The following is a 15,124-nucleotide window of genomic DNA, read 5'->3' on the forward strand; positions in this document are numbered from 1 at the left end:
TTAGAAGCGAGAGAAATCATTAAAAAGTGCAAGTCCCATTAACAGAATCAATGCCATTGCACCAATTCGAAAACTAAAGTCTTGTACTCGCTCAGACACTGGACTCCCTTTAATTTTTTCAATTAATAAGAAGAGTAAGTGCCCCCCATCTAACACAGGCAATGGAAATAGATTGATGATGCCTAAGTTCACGCTAATCAGCGCAATAAACATCAGATAATATACCAAGCCTGACTCCGCCGAAACCCCCGCACCTTTTGCGATAGATACCGGCCCGCTCAAGTTATTGAGTTTGACATCCCCAACAACCAGTTTACCCATCATATTGACTGTCAGTTTCATTAACTGCCAAGTCTTGTCGCTAGCTTGAAACAGTGCAGATACAGGGTTGTATTGCTGCACCATTTTATATTCATCAGCTAGCGGTAATACAGTTAGTTCGACACCTGCAACACCAAAACGCTCACCTTTTTTACCTTCTTGAACATCAGGAACTAAGGTTAAATCAATTAATGTCGAATCACGTTGTACGGCTAATTTTAATGGTGTCCCCGGATTATTTCGGATTATTCTCGTCACTGGATTCCAAGTATCCAGTAGCTCTCCGTTGACACTAATAATTCTATCTCCCGGTTTTAAACCGGCACGCTCGCCCGCTAAGCCTTCCGTCACTTTATGGATGACAGGGTCAACCTTCGCAGACACTGGCATAATCCCTATTGATAAAATAGGGTCCTGCTTTTCAGGGTCAAACTGCCATGCGCTTAAATCCACTGTTTTAGAAACCGGCTCATTATATCCTTGAGGTAAAACTTGTGCAGTAAATTCCCTATCACCAATTTTACTCACTAGCGCTAAACGAGCTGAATTCCAATCAGGTGTTTCGATACCGTCTATCGATTTTAGTTCCATCTGAGGCTCAAAATTTGCCTCAGCAGCAATGGAATTTGGCTTAATGCTATCAATGACTGGGCGAACAGATGGAATCCCAATCATAAAGACAATCCAGTAGACAACAATAGCAAGCAAAAAGTTCGCAAGAGGCCCCGCGCTAATAATGGCGGCACGTTGCCCAACAGTCTTATTATTGAAAGCTAAATGACGGCGTTCTGGGCTTACTTCACCAACACGCTCATCGAGCATTTTGACGTAGCCACCAAGCGGGATCAGCGCTAAAACAAACTCTGTCCCATGTTTATCGACTTTACGCCATAGCGTTTTACCAAACCCTATAGAGAACTTTTCAACGTAAACACCGCAACGGCGCGCGACCCAATAATGTCCAAATTCGTGCACCGTAATCAGCACACCAATCGCAATAATAAACGCCGCTAAGCTCCAAATAAATCCCATTAATCTTCCTAAAGACCAAAACCGTTAAAAACTAACAAATTCAGCCCTGCAAATACAGGGATTGCCGCAGTTAGGCTATCAATTCTATCGAGTATTCCACCGTGACCTGGAATTAAATGACTACTGTCTTTAATACCGGATTGGCGCTTAAACATACTCTCTGTTAAGTCACCAAACACAGATACTACAACAACAATAATTGAAGTCACTAGTAAATAATCTGGCATTGCTGGGATTGGCGCATATAAGCTAAATAACCATGAAATAATTCCAGCAGTAATTAAACCACCGATTAACCCTTCCCATGTTTTACCTGGAGAAACTTTTGGTGCCATTTTATTGCGACCAATAGTACGTCCAAACGCATAAGCACCGGAGTCTGCACCCCATACCAATAACATAACGTAGAGCAGCCACCATGCCCCTACAGAGGTATCTGCTTGGTAACCAATGGTTCTTAATACCATCATGCCGCTATAGAAAGGCACGATAGTTAATACACCAAACAGTAAGCGAATGATGACCGATTTACCCCATGAGGCAGAGGCTGGGTATGTCACAACCAATAAAATGGCGGCAATCCACCAGATTAAACCCGCCCATAGGCTATATAAAATAAACGGAGAACTTGAAAGAGCGGTCATGTCTGGTAAAGAAAATTGAATTGCGAGTAATACCGCCGCAAATACAACCGCTAAACCGATGCGTTTAGTTTGTGAATGCCATCCAGCAAATTGAGCCCATTCCCATGCGCCCAACGCACAGACAGCTATCACCACTAAACCGAAATTTGCTGGGGACAGTAAAAAAAGTGCAGCAATAACAATTGGAATTAAAATCACCGCAGTGAGTAAACGATACTTCAGCACATCCATCCCCTTTTATTTGACGAGTTCGTCATCTGATTCTGCTCCACCATAGCGCCGTTCTCGCTTGCTAAAAGCATCGACTGCATCCTGAAACACCATTTCATCAAAATCTGGCCATAAAACGTTGGTGAAATAAAATTCCGCATAAGCAACCTGCCATAACAAGAAATTACTAATGCGATGTTCCCCACCCGTACGGATCACCAAATCAACACACTCTTGGTCATGCATACAAACATGGTCGCTAATCGTACTTTCAGTTACGTCATCAATAGATAACTCACCACGACTCACTTTTTCATAAACTTGTTTAACGCTATTTACAATATCCCAGCGTCCACCGTAGTTAGCGGCAATATTCAGCTGTAAACCGGTGTTACCTGCTGTTAATGCTTCCGCTTTATCAATTCTTTTTCTTAAGGTTTCACTAAAGCGACTAACATCACCAATAATTTTCAGTTTTACGTTATTTTTATGCAGGTTTTTGACTTCATTATCTAATGCAAAAACAAACAGATCCATCAACGAACTGACTTCTTTTTCTGGTCTTTTCCAATTTTCACTGCTGAATGCGTAAAGTGTCAGGGAACGAATATTATTCTTTACTGCAAAACGCACAGAACTACGTACAGATTCAACACCTGCTCGATGACCAGTAATTCTGAATTTTCCTCTCTGTTTTGCCCATCGCCCATTACCATCCATAATGATGGCAACATGCTTAGGCATCATAGAATCAGAGAGATTTTCACCACTAGAGTTCATTAAATGTTAATCCTTGTCTGTACTACTTGGGAAATCCGGCTCAATCATAACTCTTATGATTATAATTGCTGATAAGACACATCCTTAATATGCTTATTGTTGATAAGCTTTCTATTCTCAACACGCCACATATTAAAGATATATTATAGTTATCAGCAACTAAATAAATCACATATCAAGATTAAAATTCTTGAGCAATTAGCTGAGCTGCTTCACGACGAGCACAAGCATCGATTTCTAAGACCTCATCAATAGACGTGGGTTCCGAAAAATCTAATTTATCCATAATCTTGTGATTGATTTTTGCAATATCCGTAAAGCGAATTTTCTCTTCTAAGAATGCACCGACAGTGATTTCATTCGCACCATTTAATACAGTCGTCGCCGCTTGCCCTTGGTGACATGCATCGATAGCCAGTTTCAGGCAAGGATAACGTTGGTAATCAGGCTCCACAAAAGTCAGCGAAGATAACGTAGTGAAATCCAATGGCTTAGCACCCGACATAATACGCTGAGGATAGGCCATGCTGTACGAAATTGGTGTACGCATGTCCGGTGTTCCTAACTGGGCGATAACACTCCCATCACGGTAACGAACCATAGAGTGGATCACAGATTGAGGGTGAATAATCACTTCCATCTGCTTTTCGTTCGCATTAAAGAAATAGCAGGCCTCGATATATTCTAGGCCTTTATTCATCATAGTTGCAGAGTCTACTGAGATTTTGCGACCCATTGACCAATTAGGATGATTACATGCCTCATCAGGTGTCACCTGGTCAAAATAAGATAAAGGCGTGTCTCTAAATGGTCCGCCAGACCCAGTTAATACAATGCTGGAAATCCCTGAGGCCATCAGGTCGGCAAAGCCTAAATTCAATTGAATCTCTTCAGGTAAGCTTTGGAAAATCGCATTATGCTCGCTATCAATCGGGAAAACTGTCGCTTGATGCTCTCGAATCGCATTAAAGAATAAACGGCCACTGGTGATCAAAGACTCTTTATTCGCTAATAATATTCTTTTCCCTTTGCGGATTGCTGACAACGTTGGGAGTAGCCCCGCCACGCCAGTAATAGCAGACATCACTTGATCCGCATCATCTAATCCAGCAAGTTCAATAGCGGATTCTGTACCGGATAAAACTTCTGTTTTGCAGTTATTTTCCGTCAAAATAGTGCGTAACGCTTTCGCTGCGCTTTCGTCAGCCATTGAGACATATTTAGGATTAAATTCAAGGCACTGACTTGCCATCTCAGTCACGTTTTTACCTGCGACTAATGCAAGAATTTGGAATTTATCAGGATTTTGACGAACAACAGAAAGTGTACTTGTACCGATTGAACCTGTAGAACCCAGGATAGTAAGACGTTTCATAGTGATCAGATACTCTGTATTAATTCAATACTGAGATTATATCAGCTTAGCGATAAGAAAGGATTGTTTAATAGAAATGATAAATAATAAAGCCATGCTAAAGCACACTTTTAAAAAATGTGTTCAGATGGCTTTATTATCAAGATGGATTAAAACTCCATCAGCTCCGCTTCTTTCTGAGCTAATGCTTCATCCACTTTTTTGATGAAGTTATCAGTCAGCTTTTGGATGTCATCCTGTGAACGGCGCTCGTCATCTTCACTGATTTCTTTGTCTTTCAGTAAAGCTTTAACTTTATCGTTCGCGTCACGGCGGACGTTACGAATTGCGATACGACCTTGCTCAGCATCACCACGAACCACTTTGATTAAGTCTTTACGACGCTCTTCCGTTAATGGAGGAAGTGGAACGCGGATAACAGTACCTGCTGAAGATGGGTTCAGACCTAAGTCAGACGCCATGATCGCTTTTTCAATTGCAGGTGACATGCTACGGTCAAAAACAGAAATTGCTAATGTACGTGAATCTTCAACAGTCACGTTAGCTAATTGACGCAGAGGCGTTGCTGAACCGTAATATTCAACAGAGATGCCGTCTAACAGGCTTGGAGAAGCGCGGCCAGTACGAACTTTGCTGATTTGACTTTTTAGTGCTTCAAGGCTCTTTTCCATACGGTCTTGAGCATCTTTTTGGATTTCGTTAATCACGTTATCAACCCTTAAGAACTTGTTATTAAAGGCCGCAAAGCAGCCTCGCTTAAATTGTCTGAATTTATGTTAGATAATACATTCAAACTCAGGTCATGTCTCTGAGTATTAATTGTGAGAAATCAGAGTTCCTTCGTTTTCACCCATCACAACACGGCGTAATGCACCTGGCTTATTCATGTTGAAAACACGAATTGGCAGGTTGTGATCGCGTGCTAGCGTAAATGCAGCTAAATCCATAACTTTCAATTCACGCTCAAGAACTTCTTGATAATTCAGGTTTTCATACAGAACGGCATCAGGATCTTTGGCAGGATCTGACGAGTAAACGCCATCAACTTTTGTGGCTTTCAGTACAACATCAGCTTCAATTTCAATACCGCGTAAGCAAGCTGCTGAGTCCGTTGTGAAGAATGGATTTCCTGTTCCCGCAGAGAAGATAACCACACGGCCGTGACGCAGTAAGCTGATAGCTTCAGCCCAGCTATAGTTGTCACACACGCCATTGAGTGGAATCGCAGACATCAGTCTTGCGTTTACGTATGCACGGTGCAGCGCATCACGCATTGCCAGACCATTCATCACGGTTGCCAGCATACCCATATGGTCACCAACAACGCGGTTCATGCCTGCTTGTGCCAGACCGGCACCACGGAACAAGTTACCACCACCAATAACCACACCGACCTGTATACCCAGTTCTATAAGTTCTTTGATTTCCTGAGCCATACGATCTAAAACGCTAGCATCGATACCAAAACCTTCTGCACCTTGTAGAGCCTCGCCACTTAGTTTAAGCAGAATACGCTGATAAACGGGTTTTGCATTGGTTGCCATGAGTTGTGTCCTAACAGGTCATTATTGGAGTCATACATATAGAGCCTCGCTCTATATGCCGAAAAATATATTTGATACAGAATGCTACACAAAAATAGTTCAAGTTGCAGGAAGTTGAGTCGCTACACCAAAGGAGGCGAATACATGCAGCTTGAAATATGCAGTGTATTAAAGAAAGGCCGCCAATCGGCGGCCCTTTTCGTTGATTACTTGCTCATTGCAGCAACTTCTGCTGCGAAGTCAGTTTCAACTTTCTCGATACCTTCACCAACTTCAAAGCGGATGAAGTTAGTTACGTTAGCACCTTTTTCTTTCAGTAAGTCACCAACAGATTTGCTTGGATCCATTACGAAAGGCTGGCCAGTCAGAGAGATTTCGCCAGTGAATTTGTTCATGCGACCGATAACCATTTTTTCAGCGATTTCGCGTGGTTTACCAGATTGCATAGCGATGTCTAACTGAATTTGGTGCTCGTGAGCAACAACGTCAGCTGGAACGTTTTCTGGAGTCACATATTCTGGCTTGCTTGCAGCAATGTGCATAGCGATGTGTTTCAGCAGTTCTTCATCTGCGCCTTCGCCAGCAACCAGAACACCGATACGAGCGCCGTGCAGGTAGCTACCTACTTGTGCGCCTTCCAGGATAGCAACGCGACGGATATTGATGTTTTCACCAATTTTCGCAACTAAAGCTGTACGAGCTTCTTCGAATTTTGCTTTCAGAGCGTCGATGTCAGCGTTTTTATCAGCAACAACAGAAGCTAAAACTTCTTTACCGAATGCTAAGAAACCAGCATCTTTAGCAACGAAGTCAGTTTCGCAGTTCAGTTCGATCAGCGCACCAGTTTTACCGTCGTTGAAAACTTCAGTCAGGATAACACCTTCAGCAGCAACACGGCCTGCTTTTTTAGCGGCTTTCGCTTGACCTGATTTACGCATGTTGTCGATTGCTAATTCGATGTCACCGTTAGCTTCAACTAATGCTTTTTTACATTCCATCATACCTGCGCCAGTACGTTCGCGCAGTTCTTTTACCAATGCAGCGGTAATTCCAGACATGTGATTTATTCCTCGATATGCCTCACGGGACTTTCCCACAAGGATAATTCTGATTCACAGAGACAAAAGGGGCCTAAGTAGGCCCCTTCTAACCAATATATAGCAATACCTGGTTAATAAGGGCTTTTGCCTTATTATTCAGCTTCTACTAAGCTTTCTTCTGCTTGAACAGCCAGATCTTGTGAACGACCTTCACGAACGGTGTTTGCAACAGCGCCCAGATACAGTTTGATTGCACGGATTGCATCGTCGTTACCAGGGATAACGAAGTCGATACCGTCTGGATCAGAGTTAGTATCAACGATAGCGAATACTGGGATACCCAGGTTGTTAGCTTCTTTGATAGCAATGTGTTCGTGGTCTGCATCGATAACGAACAGAGCGTCTGGTAAACCGCCCATATCTTTGATACCGCCTAAGCTGTTTTCTAACTTACCAAGTTCACGAGTACGCATCAGCGCTTCTTTCTTGGTCAGTTTGTCGAAAGTACCGTCTTGTGACTGAACTTCCAGATCTTTCAGACGTTTGATTGACTGACGAACAGTTTTCCAGTTAGTCAGCATCCCACCTAACCAACGGTGGTTTACGAAATATTGATCACAGCTTCCAGCAGCTTCTTGAACGGCTTCGCTTGCAGCACGTTTAGTACCAACAAACAGAATCTTGCCTTTACGAGAAGCAATTTTAGTCAACTCAGCCAGAGCTTCGTTGAACATTGGAACAGTCTTTTCCAAGTTGATGATATGAACTTTGTTACGAGCGCCGAAAATGAAAGGTTTCATTTTAGGGTTCCAGTAACGAGTCTGGTGACCAAAGTGAACGCCCGCTTGTAACATATCGCGCATGGAAACAGTTGCCATTTTATACCTCTGTATATAAGTAATTGGGGTTATGCCTCCACGAATCCCATGCTACCGACTCTATAGCTGCGTCTAAACGCATAAGAGCACCCCGGCGCACGTGCCGATTCGTGTGTGTTATTACACAATTGAGTTTTAGTTTACGCACATCCAATCGATGCCTTTAAGATTCACTCACTAATCCAAATTAGATTAAAAAATGAGATAAAGAGAAAAATATGGATTGCCGGCGCGCTTTATACCATAAAATGCAGTTGTAATCCAATAATTGTTGTTTTTTTCGCTGATAAAAACTAAGTGTATTATTCAAATATCAATGAATTTTGCCCGTCGCAAAAGAGCCTCCGTGCAAATATGGAGCAACAACAAAGCGATAGCGAAAAATGGTCAAGGCAAAAAATTCACAATCAAAAATCGACTGGCATTTTTGACAATTTGTGCTCTAGAAAGCTCAATTTGAACAAACCACGCCTAAGGCTTGGCTTACCCTGTGCTCCATTATCTGTTTTTAATCTAATTGTGGGCATCTAAACATATCGCCTACTAGTTGGCAGAAAATGCGGTGACTGTTACCATACTCAGCATCAACGGTAAAAATGTCGCAACAATTGCCCATTTCCAAACCCTTTTTTTAACATGTCGCAAATTCCTTGCTGACATATATGGACTGAACTCATGGCTATTATTATCAAAACTGAAGAAGATATTCAGAAAATGCGTGTTGCTGGTCGCCTAGCAGCTGAAGTGTTAGAAATGATCGCACCGCATGTTGTGCCGGGAGTCAGTACAGGTGAATTGGATCGCCTTTGCCACAAACACATTGTTGAGCAACAACAAGCGATCCCAGCCTGCCTTGACTACCATGGTTTCCCTAAGTCTGTTTGTATTTCCGTGAATGATGTTATCTGCCACGGTATTCCAAGTGACGATAAAATTCTGAAAGATGGTGATGTGGTTAACATCGACGTCACTGTCATCAAAAATGGCTTCCACGGCGATACTTCTAAAATGTTCATCGTCGGTAAACCGACTATCCAAGGTGAGCGCCTGTGCCAAGTGACTCAAGAGAGTCTGTATCTGGCAATCCGCATGGTTAAACCAGGTATCCGTTTACGCACTATCGGTAAAGCCATTCAAGAGTTTGTTGAGAAACAAGATCTGTCAGTAGTTCGCGAATATTGCGGTCACGGCATCGGTGAAGGTTTCCACGAGGAGCCACAAGTGCTGCATTATGATGCAGATGACAGCGGCGTTGTGCTGCAAAAAGGCATGACCTTCACTATCGAACCAATGGTAAATACCGGTGATTTCCGTATTCGTACCATGAAAGATGGCTGGACAGTCAAAACTAAAGACCGTGGTTGGTCTGCACAGTACGAGCACACCTTAGCAGTGACTGACAACGGCTGTGAAATTTTAACTCTGCGTAAAGAAGAAGAGCCATTTATTTCTGCGGTTCTGATCAACGAATAATCGGATTTCAAGCTCCTCCTTGGGGGAGCTTAGTTTTTCTGTTCATCCCCCCTAAAAAAACGTAAGCTGATCATAATTTCTGTATGGCTCTCAACACGGACAGATGATGATGACGGCACCTTCAAATAGCTATTTATCCCCCACGCAATTCCAGCCTTCCGATCTTGAACTCTCAACGCTTCGGCAACACGTTGATCAATTTGATGCTTGGTTAGAATCTGCATTTCACCAAGGGCAAAATGTCGTGGATTTACTCCGCGCCCGCAGTGACTATCTTGATGCCTTACTCACCAAGCTTTGGCAGAGTTACCATTTTGACCAATGTTCAGAGATGTCGTTGATTGCCGTCGGAGGCTATGGTCGTCATGAGCTACACCCGCTATCAGACATTGACATTTTAATTCTCAGCCAGCAACCGCTTCCTGAAGAGATTGCAGCTAAAGTCGGTCAATTTATTACCTTACTGTGGGATTTGCGTTTTGATATCGGGCACAGTGTTCGCTCATTGGAAGAGTGCATTGAAGCAGGAAAACAAGACTTAACCACGGCGACCAATCTGATTGAATCGCGCTTAATATGTGGTGACATCGCCCTATTCTTAAGCTTACAGAAAACCATTTTTAGTGATGACTTTTGGCCTTCCAACACGTTTTTTGCCGCAAAATTAACCGAACAACAAGAGCGCCACCAGCGTTATCACAGCACCAGCTACAACTTAGAGCCTGATATTAAAAGCAGCCCAGGCGGATTACGGGATATTCATACCTTACTGTGGGTAGGTCGCCGTCATTTTGGTGCGACAACTGTCGATGAAATGGTTGGCTTTGGTTTCCTCACTGAAGAAGAGCGCCAAGAGCTCAAAGAGTGTTTATCATTTTTATGGAAAATCCGCTTTGCCTTGCATTTAGTGGTCAAGCGCTATGACAATCGCCTGCTGTTTGACCGTCAATTTAGTGTTGCACAATCATTAGGTTACACCGGTGAACGCAACCAACCTGTCGAACGCATGATGAAAGATTTCTATCGCGTCACTCGCCGCGTCAGGGAATTAAATCAAATGCTGCTGCAACTGTTTGATGAAGCCATTTTGGCATTAAATCCTAATGAAAAACCGCGCCCTATTGATGAATATTTTCAACTGCGTGGCAACTTAATCGATGTGATTGACGAAATGCTGTTTATTAAGCAGCCAGAAGCTATTTTGAAAATGTTTTATCAAATGGCTCGCAACCCCAATATTGAAGGGATCTACTCCACCACATTACGTCAATTACGCTTTGCACGGCGCGATCTGAAAGTCCCATTATGCGAAATTCCTGAAGCTCGCCGCATGTTTATCAAAATTTTACGCCATCCAAGAGCTATCAAAGGGGCTTTTGTCCCGATGCACTTACACAGTGTTCTCAGCGCCTATACGCCACTTTGGAGCAATATTGTCGGGCAGATGCAGTTCGACCTATTCCACGCCTATACGGTGGATGAGCATACTATTCGCGTCTTACAAAAAATCGACAGTTTTACGCAGGAAGAGAATCGCCGCGAACACCCACTATGCGTTAGTGTTTACCCTAAAATTTTACAACCCGAACTGCTGCGATTAGCGGCGATGTTTCATGATATTGCCAAAGGGCGCTCAGGGGATCACTCCGATCTCGGTGCTGAATTTGTCTATGAATTTGCTCTTCAACATGATTTTACAACCAAAGATGCCGAGCTTGTCGCATGGCTGGTGAAAAATCACTTATTGATGTCCGTGACCGCCCAGCGCCGAGATATTCAAGACCCGGATGTGATCAAACAGTTTGCCGGGGAAGTTAAATCGACAGCGCGCTTGAATTACCTGATGTGCCTAACCGTTGCCGATATTTGTGCCACCAACAGCACGTTATGGAATAGCTGGAAGCAAAGTTTGATCCGTGAGCTTTATCTTTCTACCGAACATCAACTCAACCAAGGCATGCAAAGCACGCCCGATCTTCGTGAACGCATTCGTCATCATCGTTACCAAGCGCTATCGCTACTTCGACAATCGCACATCGATGAAGAGCAGCTCAACTCTCTGTGGTCACGCTGCCATGCGGATTATTTCTTGCGCCACACGCCGACTCAACTGGCTTGGCACGCCAATCACCTGCTCAAACATGATTTAACCCAGCCTTTGGTGTTAATCAGTACTCAACCGAAACATGGCGGAACAGAAATTTTTATCTGGTGCCACGACAAAGCGCATTTATTTGCAGCCGTTGCCAGTGAGCTGGATAGACGCAACCTCAGCATTCATAGCGCTCAAATTTTTACTAATAAAGATAATATGGCGATGGATACTTTCGTGGTACTCGAACCTAATGGCTCGCCACTTTCGAAAGATAGATATGAACACATTCGTAAGGCGCTGTTACTGGCAGTTCAACAACCTGAAATTCCATTACCAAAACCGCGAACTCTCCCTGCGAAGCTACGTCATTTCAGCGTACCAACCAAAGTGAATTTTCTACACTCCAATAATGACCGTCGTACCTACATGGAGTTATTCGCGCTTGACCAACCCGGATTGCTCGCCAAAGTGGGGCACATTTTCGCTCAAATGGAGATTTCTTTATATGGCGCCCGCATCACGACTATTGGCGAAAAAGTAGAAGACTTTTTTGTATTGGCAGATAGAGAACACAAAGCGTTAGATAAAAATATGCAACAAGAGTTATCAGAAAGGTTGACAGAAGCCCTTAAATCGAAGGATAAAATATAGTGCCAGTCTAATTTATGGCATGTTACCTGACTGAGAACCATTGAAGGAGAAACAGCATTAATGCAACAATTACAAACAATTATTGAGCAAGCATTCGAAGATCGCGCATCCATTACCCCGAATACTGTCACACCAGCAGTCAAACAAGCCGTGATGGAAACCATCGCTTTATTAGATAGCGGTAAACTGCGTGTTGCAGAAAAAATTGCGGGTGTTTGGGTCACTCACCAATGGCTGAAAAAAGCAGTTTTATTATCTTTCCGTATTCATGATAACCAAGTCATCGAAGGCGCTGAAAGCCGCTATTTTGATAAAGTTCCAATGAAATTTGCGGATTACGACAAAGCTCGCTTTGAACGCGAAGGCTTCCGTGTTGTTCCACCAGCAGCTGTACGCCAAGGAGCTTATATCGCCAAAAACAGTGTATTGATGCCATCTTACGTCAATATCGGTGCGTATGTTGATGAAGGAACAATGGTTGATACATGGGCAACAGTCGGTTCTTGTGCCCAAATTGGTAAAAACGTTCACCTTTCTGGTGGCGTCGGCATTGGTGGTGTTCTGGAACCATTACAAGCAAACCCAACAATTATCGAAGATAACTGCTTTATCGGCGCACGTTCTGAAGTCGTTGAAGGCGTAATTGTTGAAGAAGGTTCCGTGATTTCCATGGGTGTTTACCTGGGTCAAAGCACCAAAATTTATGACCGTGAAACGGGCGAAATCTTCTATGGCCGCGTACCTGCGGGCTCTGTTGTCGTTTCCGGTAACTTACCGTCCAAAGATGGTAGCTACAGCCTGTACTGCGCCGTGATCGTGAAAAAAGTCGATGAAAAAACCCGCGGTAAAGTCGGCATCAATGAGTTACTAAGAAGTATTGATGAGTAAGTATAGAGCAGTGATTGACTCGTAAGTTACCGAATCAATTACTCATCAAACTCGAAACTCTCACCTCCCCTTACACTTTAAGGGTTGCAAGGTGTAAAACGCGAAGCTACCCCGAAGCGCATGTCCATCTGCGAATCGGGTAGCCGAGTGTACTTAGCCATTGTTCCACTGATCCATTGATTCACAATGGAAAATCCTGCACCTCAAGCATAAACCTCTCGTTAAGTCAGCAGAAGCCTCTGGGTTATAGATAGATAACGCAAATAATAAAGCAGATTCTATTACAAACAGAGGTTGGTCAAACTGGATTAATCGCGCATAATATGACCGAGAATTTACAGCCCTTGGTCAATTAGCTGCTATTATTAGATGGTTGTTTTGTAACTCATCATTTTATAAGCAATTAGGGCTCAGTAAATGGTTATAAAAAGAGACTGCCTTGTTTATAGCCCTTATTTATAACCCTAAAAGTCATCGACACAGTCCCTTACGATTAAGCGAGCTAACATGTACGATAATTTGAAAAGTTTAGGTATCAGCAATCCGCAAGATATCGACCGCTATTCCCTGCGCCAAGAAGCTAATAACGATATTTTAAAAATTTACTTTCGCAAAGATAAAGGCGAGTTTTTCGCTAAAAGCGTGAAATTTAAGTACCCACGCCAGCGTAAAACTGTTGCAGCAACTGATGGCAGCAACAACTTCAAAGAAATTAACGAAATCAATACTAACTTACGTTATGTGATTGAAGAACTAGACCAAATTTGTCAGAACGACCAAACAGATGTTGATTTAAAACACAAAATTTTGGATGACCTGCGTCATTTAGAACACGTTGTGTCCAATAAAATCGCAGAAATTGAAGCGGATCTCGAGAAACTTACTCGTAAATAGTCCAATTCCTCACTGCACTGTAAGCCGACCTGTTTACAGTGCAGATGCATAAGGCTCGCGATTTACAGCAAATCCGCCCAAGATTGTAACCACACTTTGGCGAACTCTTCCGGCTCTTCAACTTCAGTGGCATCAATAAACAGTACATCGCCAATACGGCTGCCAGATTGCTCAGCTAATAACTCATCAAACTGTTTACCCGCTCCGCAGAAGTTCTCATAGCTGCTATCACCTAAGGCAATCACGCCATATTTCAATTCAGGCTGATAGCCGACAACATCTTTAATTTCATAAAAAAGAGGCGCAATGGTATCCGGAATGTCACCTTGTCCGGTAGTGGAAGTGATCACTAGTGCAATGCCTTCCCCCGCATTATAGACTTGCCAATCCGCTAGCGTTGGCTCCTCAAACACTGCCACTTCATGGCCTTGCTGTTCGAAGATCTCTTGCGCCACTTCCGCAACCGCTAATGCGTTGCCATACACCGTCCCGACAAAAATTCCGATTTTGGACACCACGTCCTCCTTATAAAAGTCTATCAAACAGGATAATCAATCACATTAATATCGAGCTTTGAGACAGTATCACCCCATCCAAATTGCTCAACTAATGATAGCCATTGTGCATCCCATGGCGCGACTAACGATATTTTTTCTTCTGTTATAGGGTGAATAAATATTAGCTGGCTAGCGTGCAGCATCAAGCGAGAGACTGAAAAATGCTCACTCACACCGCGGTTTTGACGTAAATCTCCATGTTTACTATCCCCAATAATGGGATGACGTAAATGGGACATATGACGTCTTAATTGGTGTTTGCGTCCAGTTTCAGGCTTAAGCTCAACAAGGCTAAAACGCGCTGTATCATAACGCCCAATTGCCACTGGACACTCGACTGTCGCCAAGGGTTTATAATGGGTGACACACTCTTGTAACCGAGGCTCTTTAGTGGCGTGTTTATCCGCAATTTTGTCGAGTTCCTCAAGTAACGGATAATCTAATCTATCCCCTTCTGTAACGTAGCCCCGCACAATCGCATGGTACACTTTTTCCATGGTATGCTGCTCAAACTGCTCGGCGAGTGACCTTGCTACTTCACTGGATAATGCAAACAACAACGCACCCGATGTTGGTCTATCAAGACGGTGGATTGGGAAAACATGCTGCCCAATTTGGTCACGCAGTGTTTGCATCACAAACACCGTCTCTTTGCTGTCGAGCCAACTGCGATGCACCAACATGCCTGCTGGTTTATTAACAGCAACCACATACTCATCTTGATAGATAATATCCAGCATCC

General features: G+C 43.3%; 14 protein-coding genes. 4 read left to right on the top strand and 10 right to left on the bottom strand.

From position 1 onward, the window contains the following. From rseP to rpsB, 8 genes are all read right to left on the bottom strand, one after another. Positions 1-1,353: a sigma E protease regulator RseP gene (gene rseP, locus HFU86_RS15475; RefSeq protein ID WP_187129616.1), complete on the bottom strand. Its 1,353-nt coding sequence runs from the start codon at positions 1,351-1,353 to the stop codon at positions 1-3. An 8-nt stretch (positions 1,354-1,361) separates the two neighbouring features. Beyond that, positions 1,362-2,228, bottom strand: a complete 867-nt coding sequence (gene cdsA / locus HFU86_RS15480; protein ID WP_154599812.1) for a phosphatidate cytidylyltransferase — start codon at positions 2,226-2,228, stop codon at positions 1,362-1,364. Between the two features lie 6 nt (positions 2,229-2,234). Then, positions 2,235-2,987: a polyprenyl diphosphate synthase gene (uppS, locus tag HFU86_RS15485; RefSeq protein WP_036956360.1), complete on the bottom strand. Its 753-nt coding sequence runs from the start codon at positions 2,985-2,987 to the stop codon at positions 2,235-2,237. Between the two features lie 181 nt (positions 2,988-3,168). Further along, the gene (gene ispC, locus HFU86_RS15490; protein ID WP_132496504.1) at positions 3,169-4,362 is read right to left on the bottom strand and encodes a 1-deoxy-D-xylulose-5-phosphate reductoisomerase; all 1,194 of its coding nucleotides are present in this window, start codon (positions 4,360-4,362) and stop codon (positions 3,169-3,171) included. Positions 4,363-4,511: 149 nt separating this feature from the next. Further along, positions 4,512-5,069 carry a ribosome recycling factor gene (gene frr / locus HFU86_RS15495; protein WP_036956356.1) on the bottom strand — a complete coding sequence of 186 codons (558 nt, stop codon included), beginning with the start codon at positions 5,067-5,069 and terminating at the stop codon, positions 4,512-4,514. 108 nt (positions 5,070-5,177) lie between these two features. Next, positions 5,178-5,906 carry a UMP kinase gene (pyrH, locus tag HFU86_RS15500; RefSeq protein ID WP_006814045.1) on the bottom strand — a complete coding sequence of 243 codons (729 nt, stop codon included), beginning with the start codon at positions 5,904-5,906 and terminating at the stop codon, positions 5,178-5,180. Positions 5,907-6,112: 206 nt separating this feature from the next. Continuing rightward, a complete protein-coding gene (gene tsf / locus HFU86_RS15505) occupies positions 6,113-6,964 on the bottom strand; it encodes a translation elongation factor Ts (RefSeq protein WP_036956353.1) in 852 nt (283 codons plus the stop codon). A 134-nt stretch (positions 6,965-7,098) separates the two neighbouring features. Then, positions 7,099-7,824, bottom strand: coding sequence for a 30S ribosomal protein S2 (gene rpsB / locus HFU86_RS15510; RefSeq protein WP_036956352.1), 726 nt, complete (start codon positions 7,822-7,824; stop codon positions 7,099-7,101). 675 nt (positions 7,825-8,499) lie between these two features. On the opposite strand from rpsB, the gene map reads away from it, so the two are divergent. From map to HFU86_RS15530, 4 genes are all read left to right on the top strand, one after another. Continuing rightward, on the top strand, positions 8,500-9,297 hold the full coding sequence (map, locus tag HFU86_RS15515; protein WP_036956350.1) for a type I methionyl aminopeptidase: 798 nt from the start codon (positions 8,500-8,502) through the stop codon (positions 9,295-9,297). Positions 9,298-9,403: 106 nt separating this feature from the next. Next, a complete protein-coding gene (gene glnD, locus HFU86_RS15520) occupies positions 9,404-12,043 on the top strand; it encodes a bifunctional uridylyltransferase/uridylyl-removing protein GlnD (protein WP_187129617.1) in 2,640 nt (879 codons plus the stop codon). Positions 12,044-12,103: 60 nt separating this feature from the next. After that, the gene (dapD, locus tag HFU86_RS15525; RefSeq protein ID WP_132496506.1) at positions 12,104-12,931 is read left to right on the top strand and encodes a 2,3,4,5-tetrahydropyridine-2,6-dicarboxylate N-succinyltransferase; all 828 of its coding nucleotides are present in this window, start codon (positions 12,104-12,106) and stop codon (positions 12,929-12,931) included. Between the two features lie 507 nt (positions 12,932-13,438). After that, positions 13,439-13,825: a DUF3461 family protein gene (locus HFU86_RS15530; protein ID WP_036956344.1), complete on the top strand. Its 387-nt coding sequence runs from the start codon at positions 13,439-13,441 to the stop codon at positions 13,823-13,825. A gap of 62 nt (positions 13,826-13,887) precedes the next feature. Here HFU86_RS15530 and HFU86_RS15535 read toward each other — a convergent pair whose 3' ends face one another. Then, a complete protein-coding gene (locus tag HFU86_RS15535) occupies positions 13,888-14,340 on the bottom strand; it encodes a flavodoxin (protein ID WP_132496507.1) in 453 nt (150 codons plus the stop codon). A gap of 23 nt (positions 14,341-14,363) precedes the next feature. Next, positions 14,364-15,122, bottom strand: a complete 759-nt coding sequence (truC, locus tag HFU86_RS15540; protein ID WP_187129618.1) for a tRNA pseudouridine(65) synthase TruC — start codon at positions 15,120-15,122, stop codon at positions 14,364-14,366. Between the last annotated feature and the right edge of the window lie 2 nt (positions 15,123-15,124).

This window comes from Providencia sp. JUb39 (assembly GCF_012272845.1).
Classification (GTDB): domain Bacteria; phylum Pseudomonadota; class Gammaproteobacteria; order Enterobacterales; family Enterobacteriaceae; genus Providencia; species Providencia lanzhouensis.

Bases quoted from the DNA above. Each gene is read 5' to 3' on its own strand.
- rseP (WP_187129616.1), bottom strand. From the start codon at position 1,353: ATGGGATTTATTTGGAGCTTAGCGGCGTTTATTATTGCGATTGGTGTG.
- cdsA (WP_154599812.1), bottom strand. From the start codon at position 2,228: ATGGATGTGCTGAAGTATCGTTTACTCACTGCGGTGATTTTAATTCCA.
- uppS (WP_036956360.1), bottom strand. From the start codon at position 2,987: ATGAACTCTAGTGGTGAAAATCTCTCTGATTCTATGATGCCTAAGCAT.
- ispC (WP_132496504.1), bottom strand. From the start codon at position 4,362: ATGAAACGTCTTACTATCCTGGGTTCTACAGGTTCAATCGGTACAAGT.
- pyrH (WP_006814045.1), bottom strand. From the start codon at position 5,906: ATGGCAACCAATGCAAAACCCGTTTATCAGCGTATTCTGCTTAAACTA.
- tsf (WP_036956353.1), bottom strand. From the start codon at position 6,964: ATGTCTGGAATTACCGCTGCATTGGTAAAAGAACTGCGCGAACGTACT.
- rpsB (WP_036956352.1), bottom strand. From the start codon at position 7,824: ATGGCAACTGTTTCCATGCGCGATATGTTACAAGCGGGCGTTCACTTT.
- map (WP_036956350.1), top strand. From the start codon at position 8,500: ATGGCTATTATTATCAAAACTGAAGAAGATATTCAGAAAATGCGTGTT.
- glnD (WP_187129617.1), top strand. From the start codon at position 9,404: ATGATGACGGCACCTTCAAATAGCTATTTATCCCCCACGCAATTCCAG.
- dapD (WP_132496506.1), top strand. From the start codon at position 12,104: ATGCAACAATTACAAACAATTATTGAGCAAGCATTCGAAGATCGCGCA.
- HFU86_RS15530 (WP_036956344.1), top strand. From the start codon at position 13,439: ATGTACGATAATTTGAAAAGTTTAGGTATCAGCAATCCGCAAGATATC.
- truC (WP_187129618.1), bottom strand. From the start codon at position 15,122: ATGCTGGATATTATCTATCAAGATGAGTATGTGGTTGCTGTTAATAAA.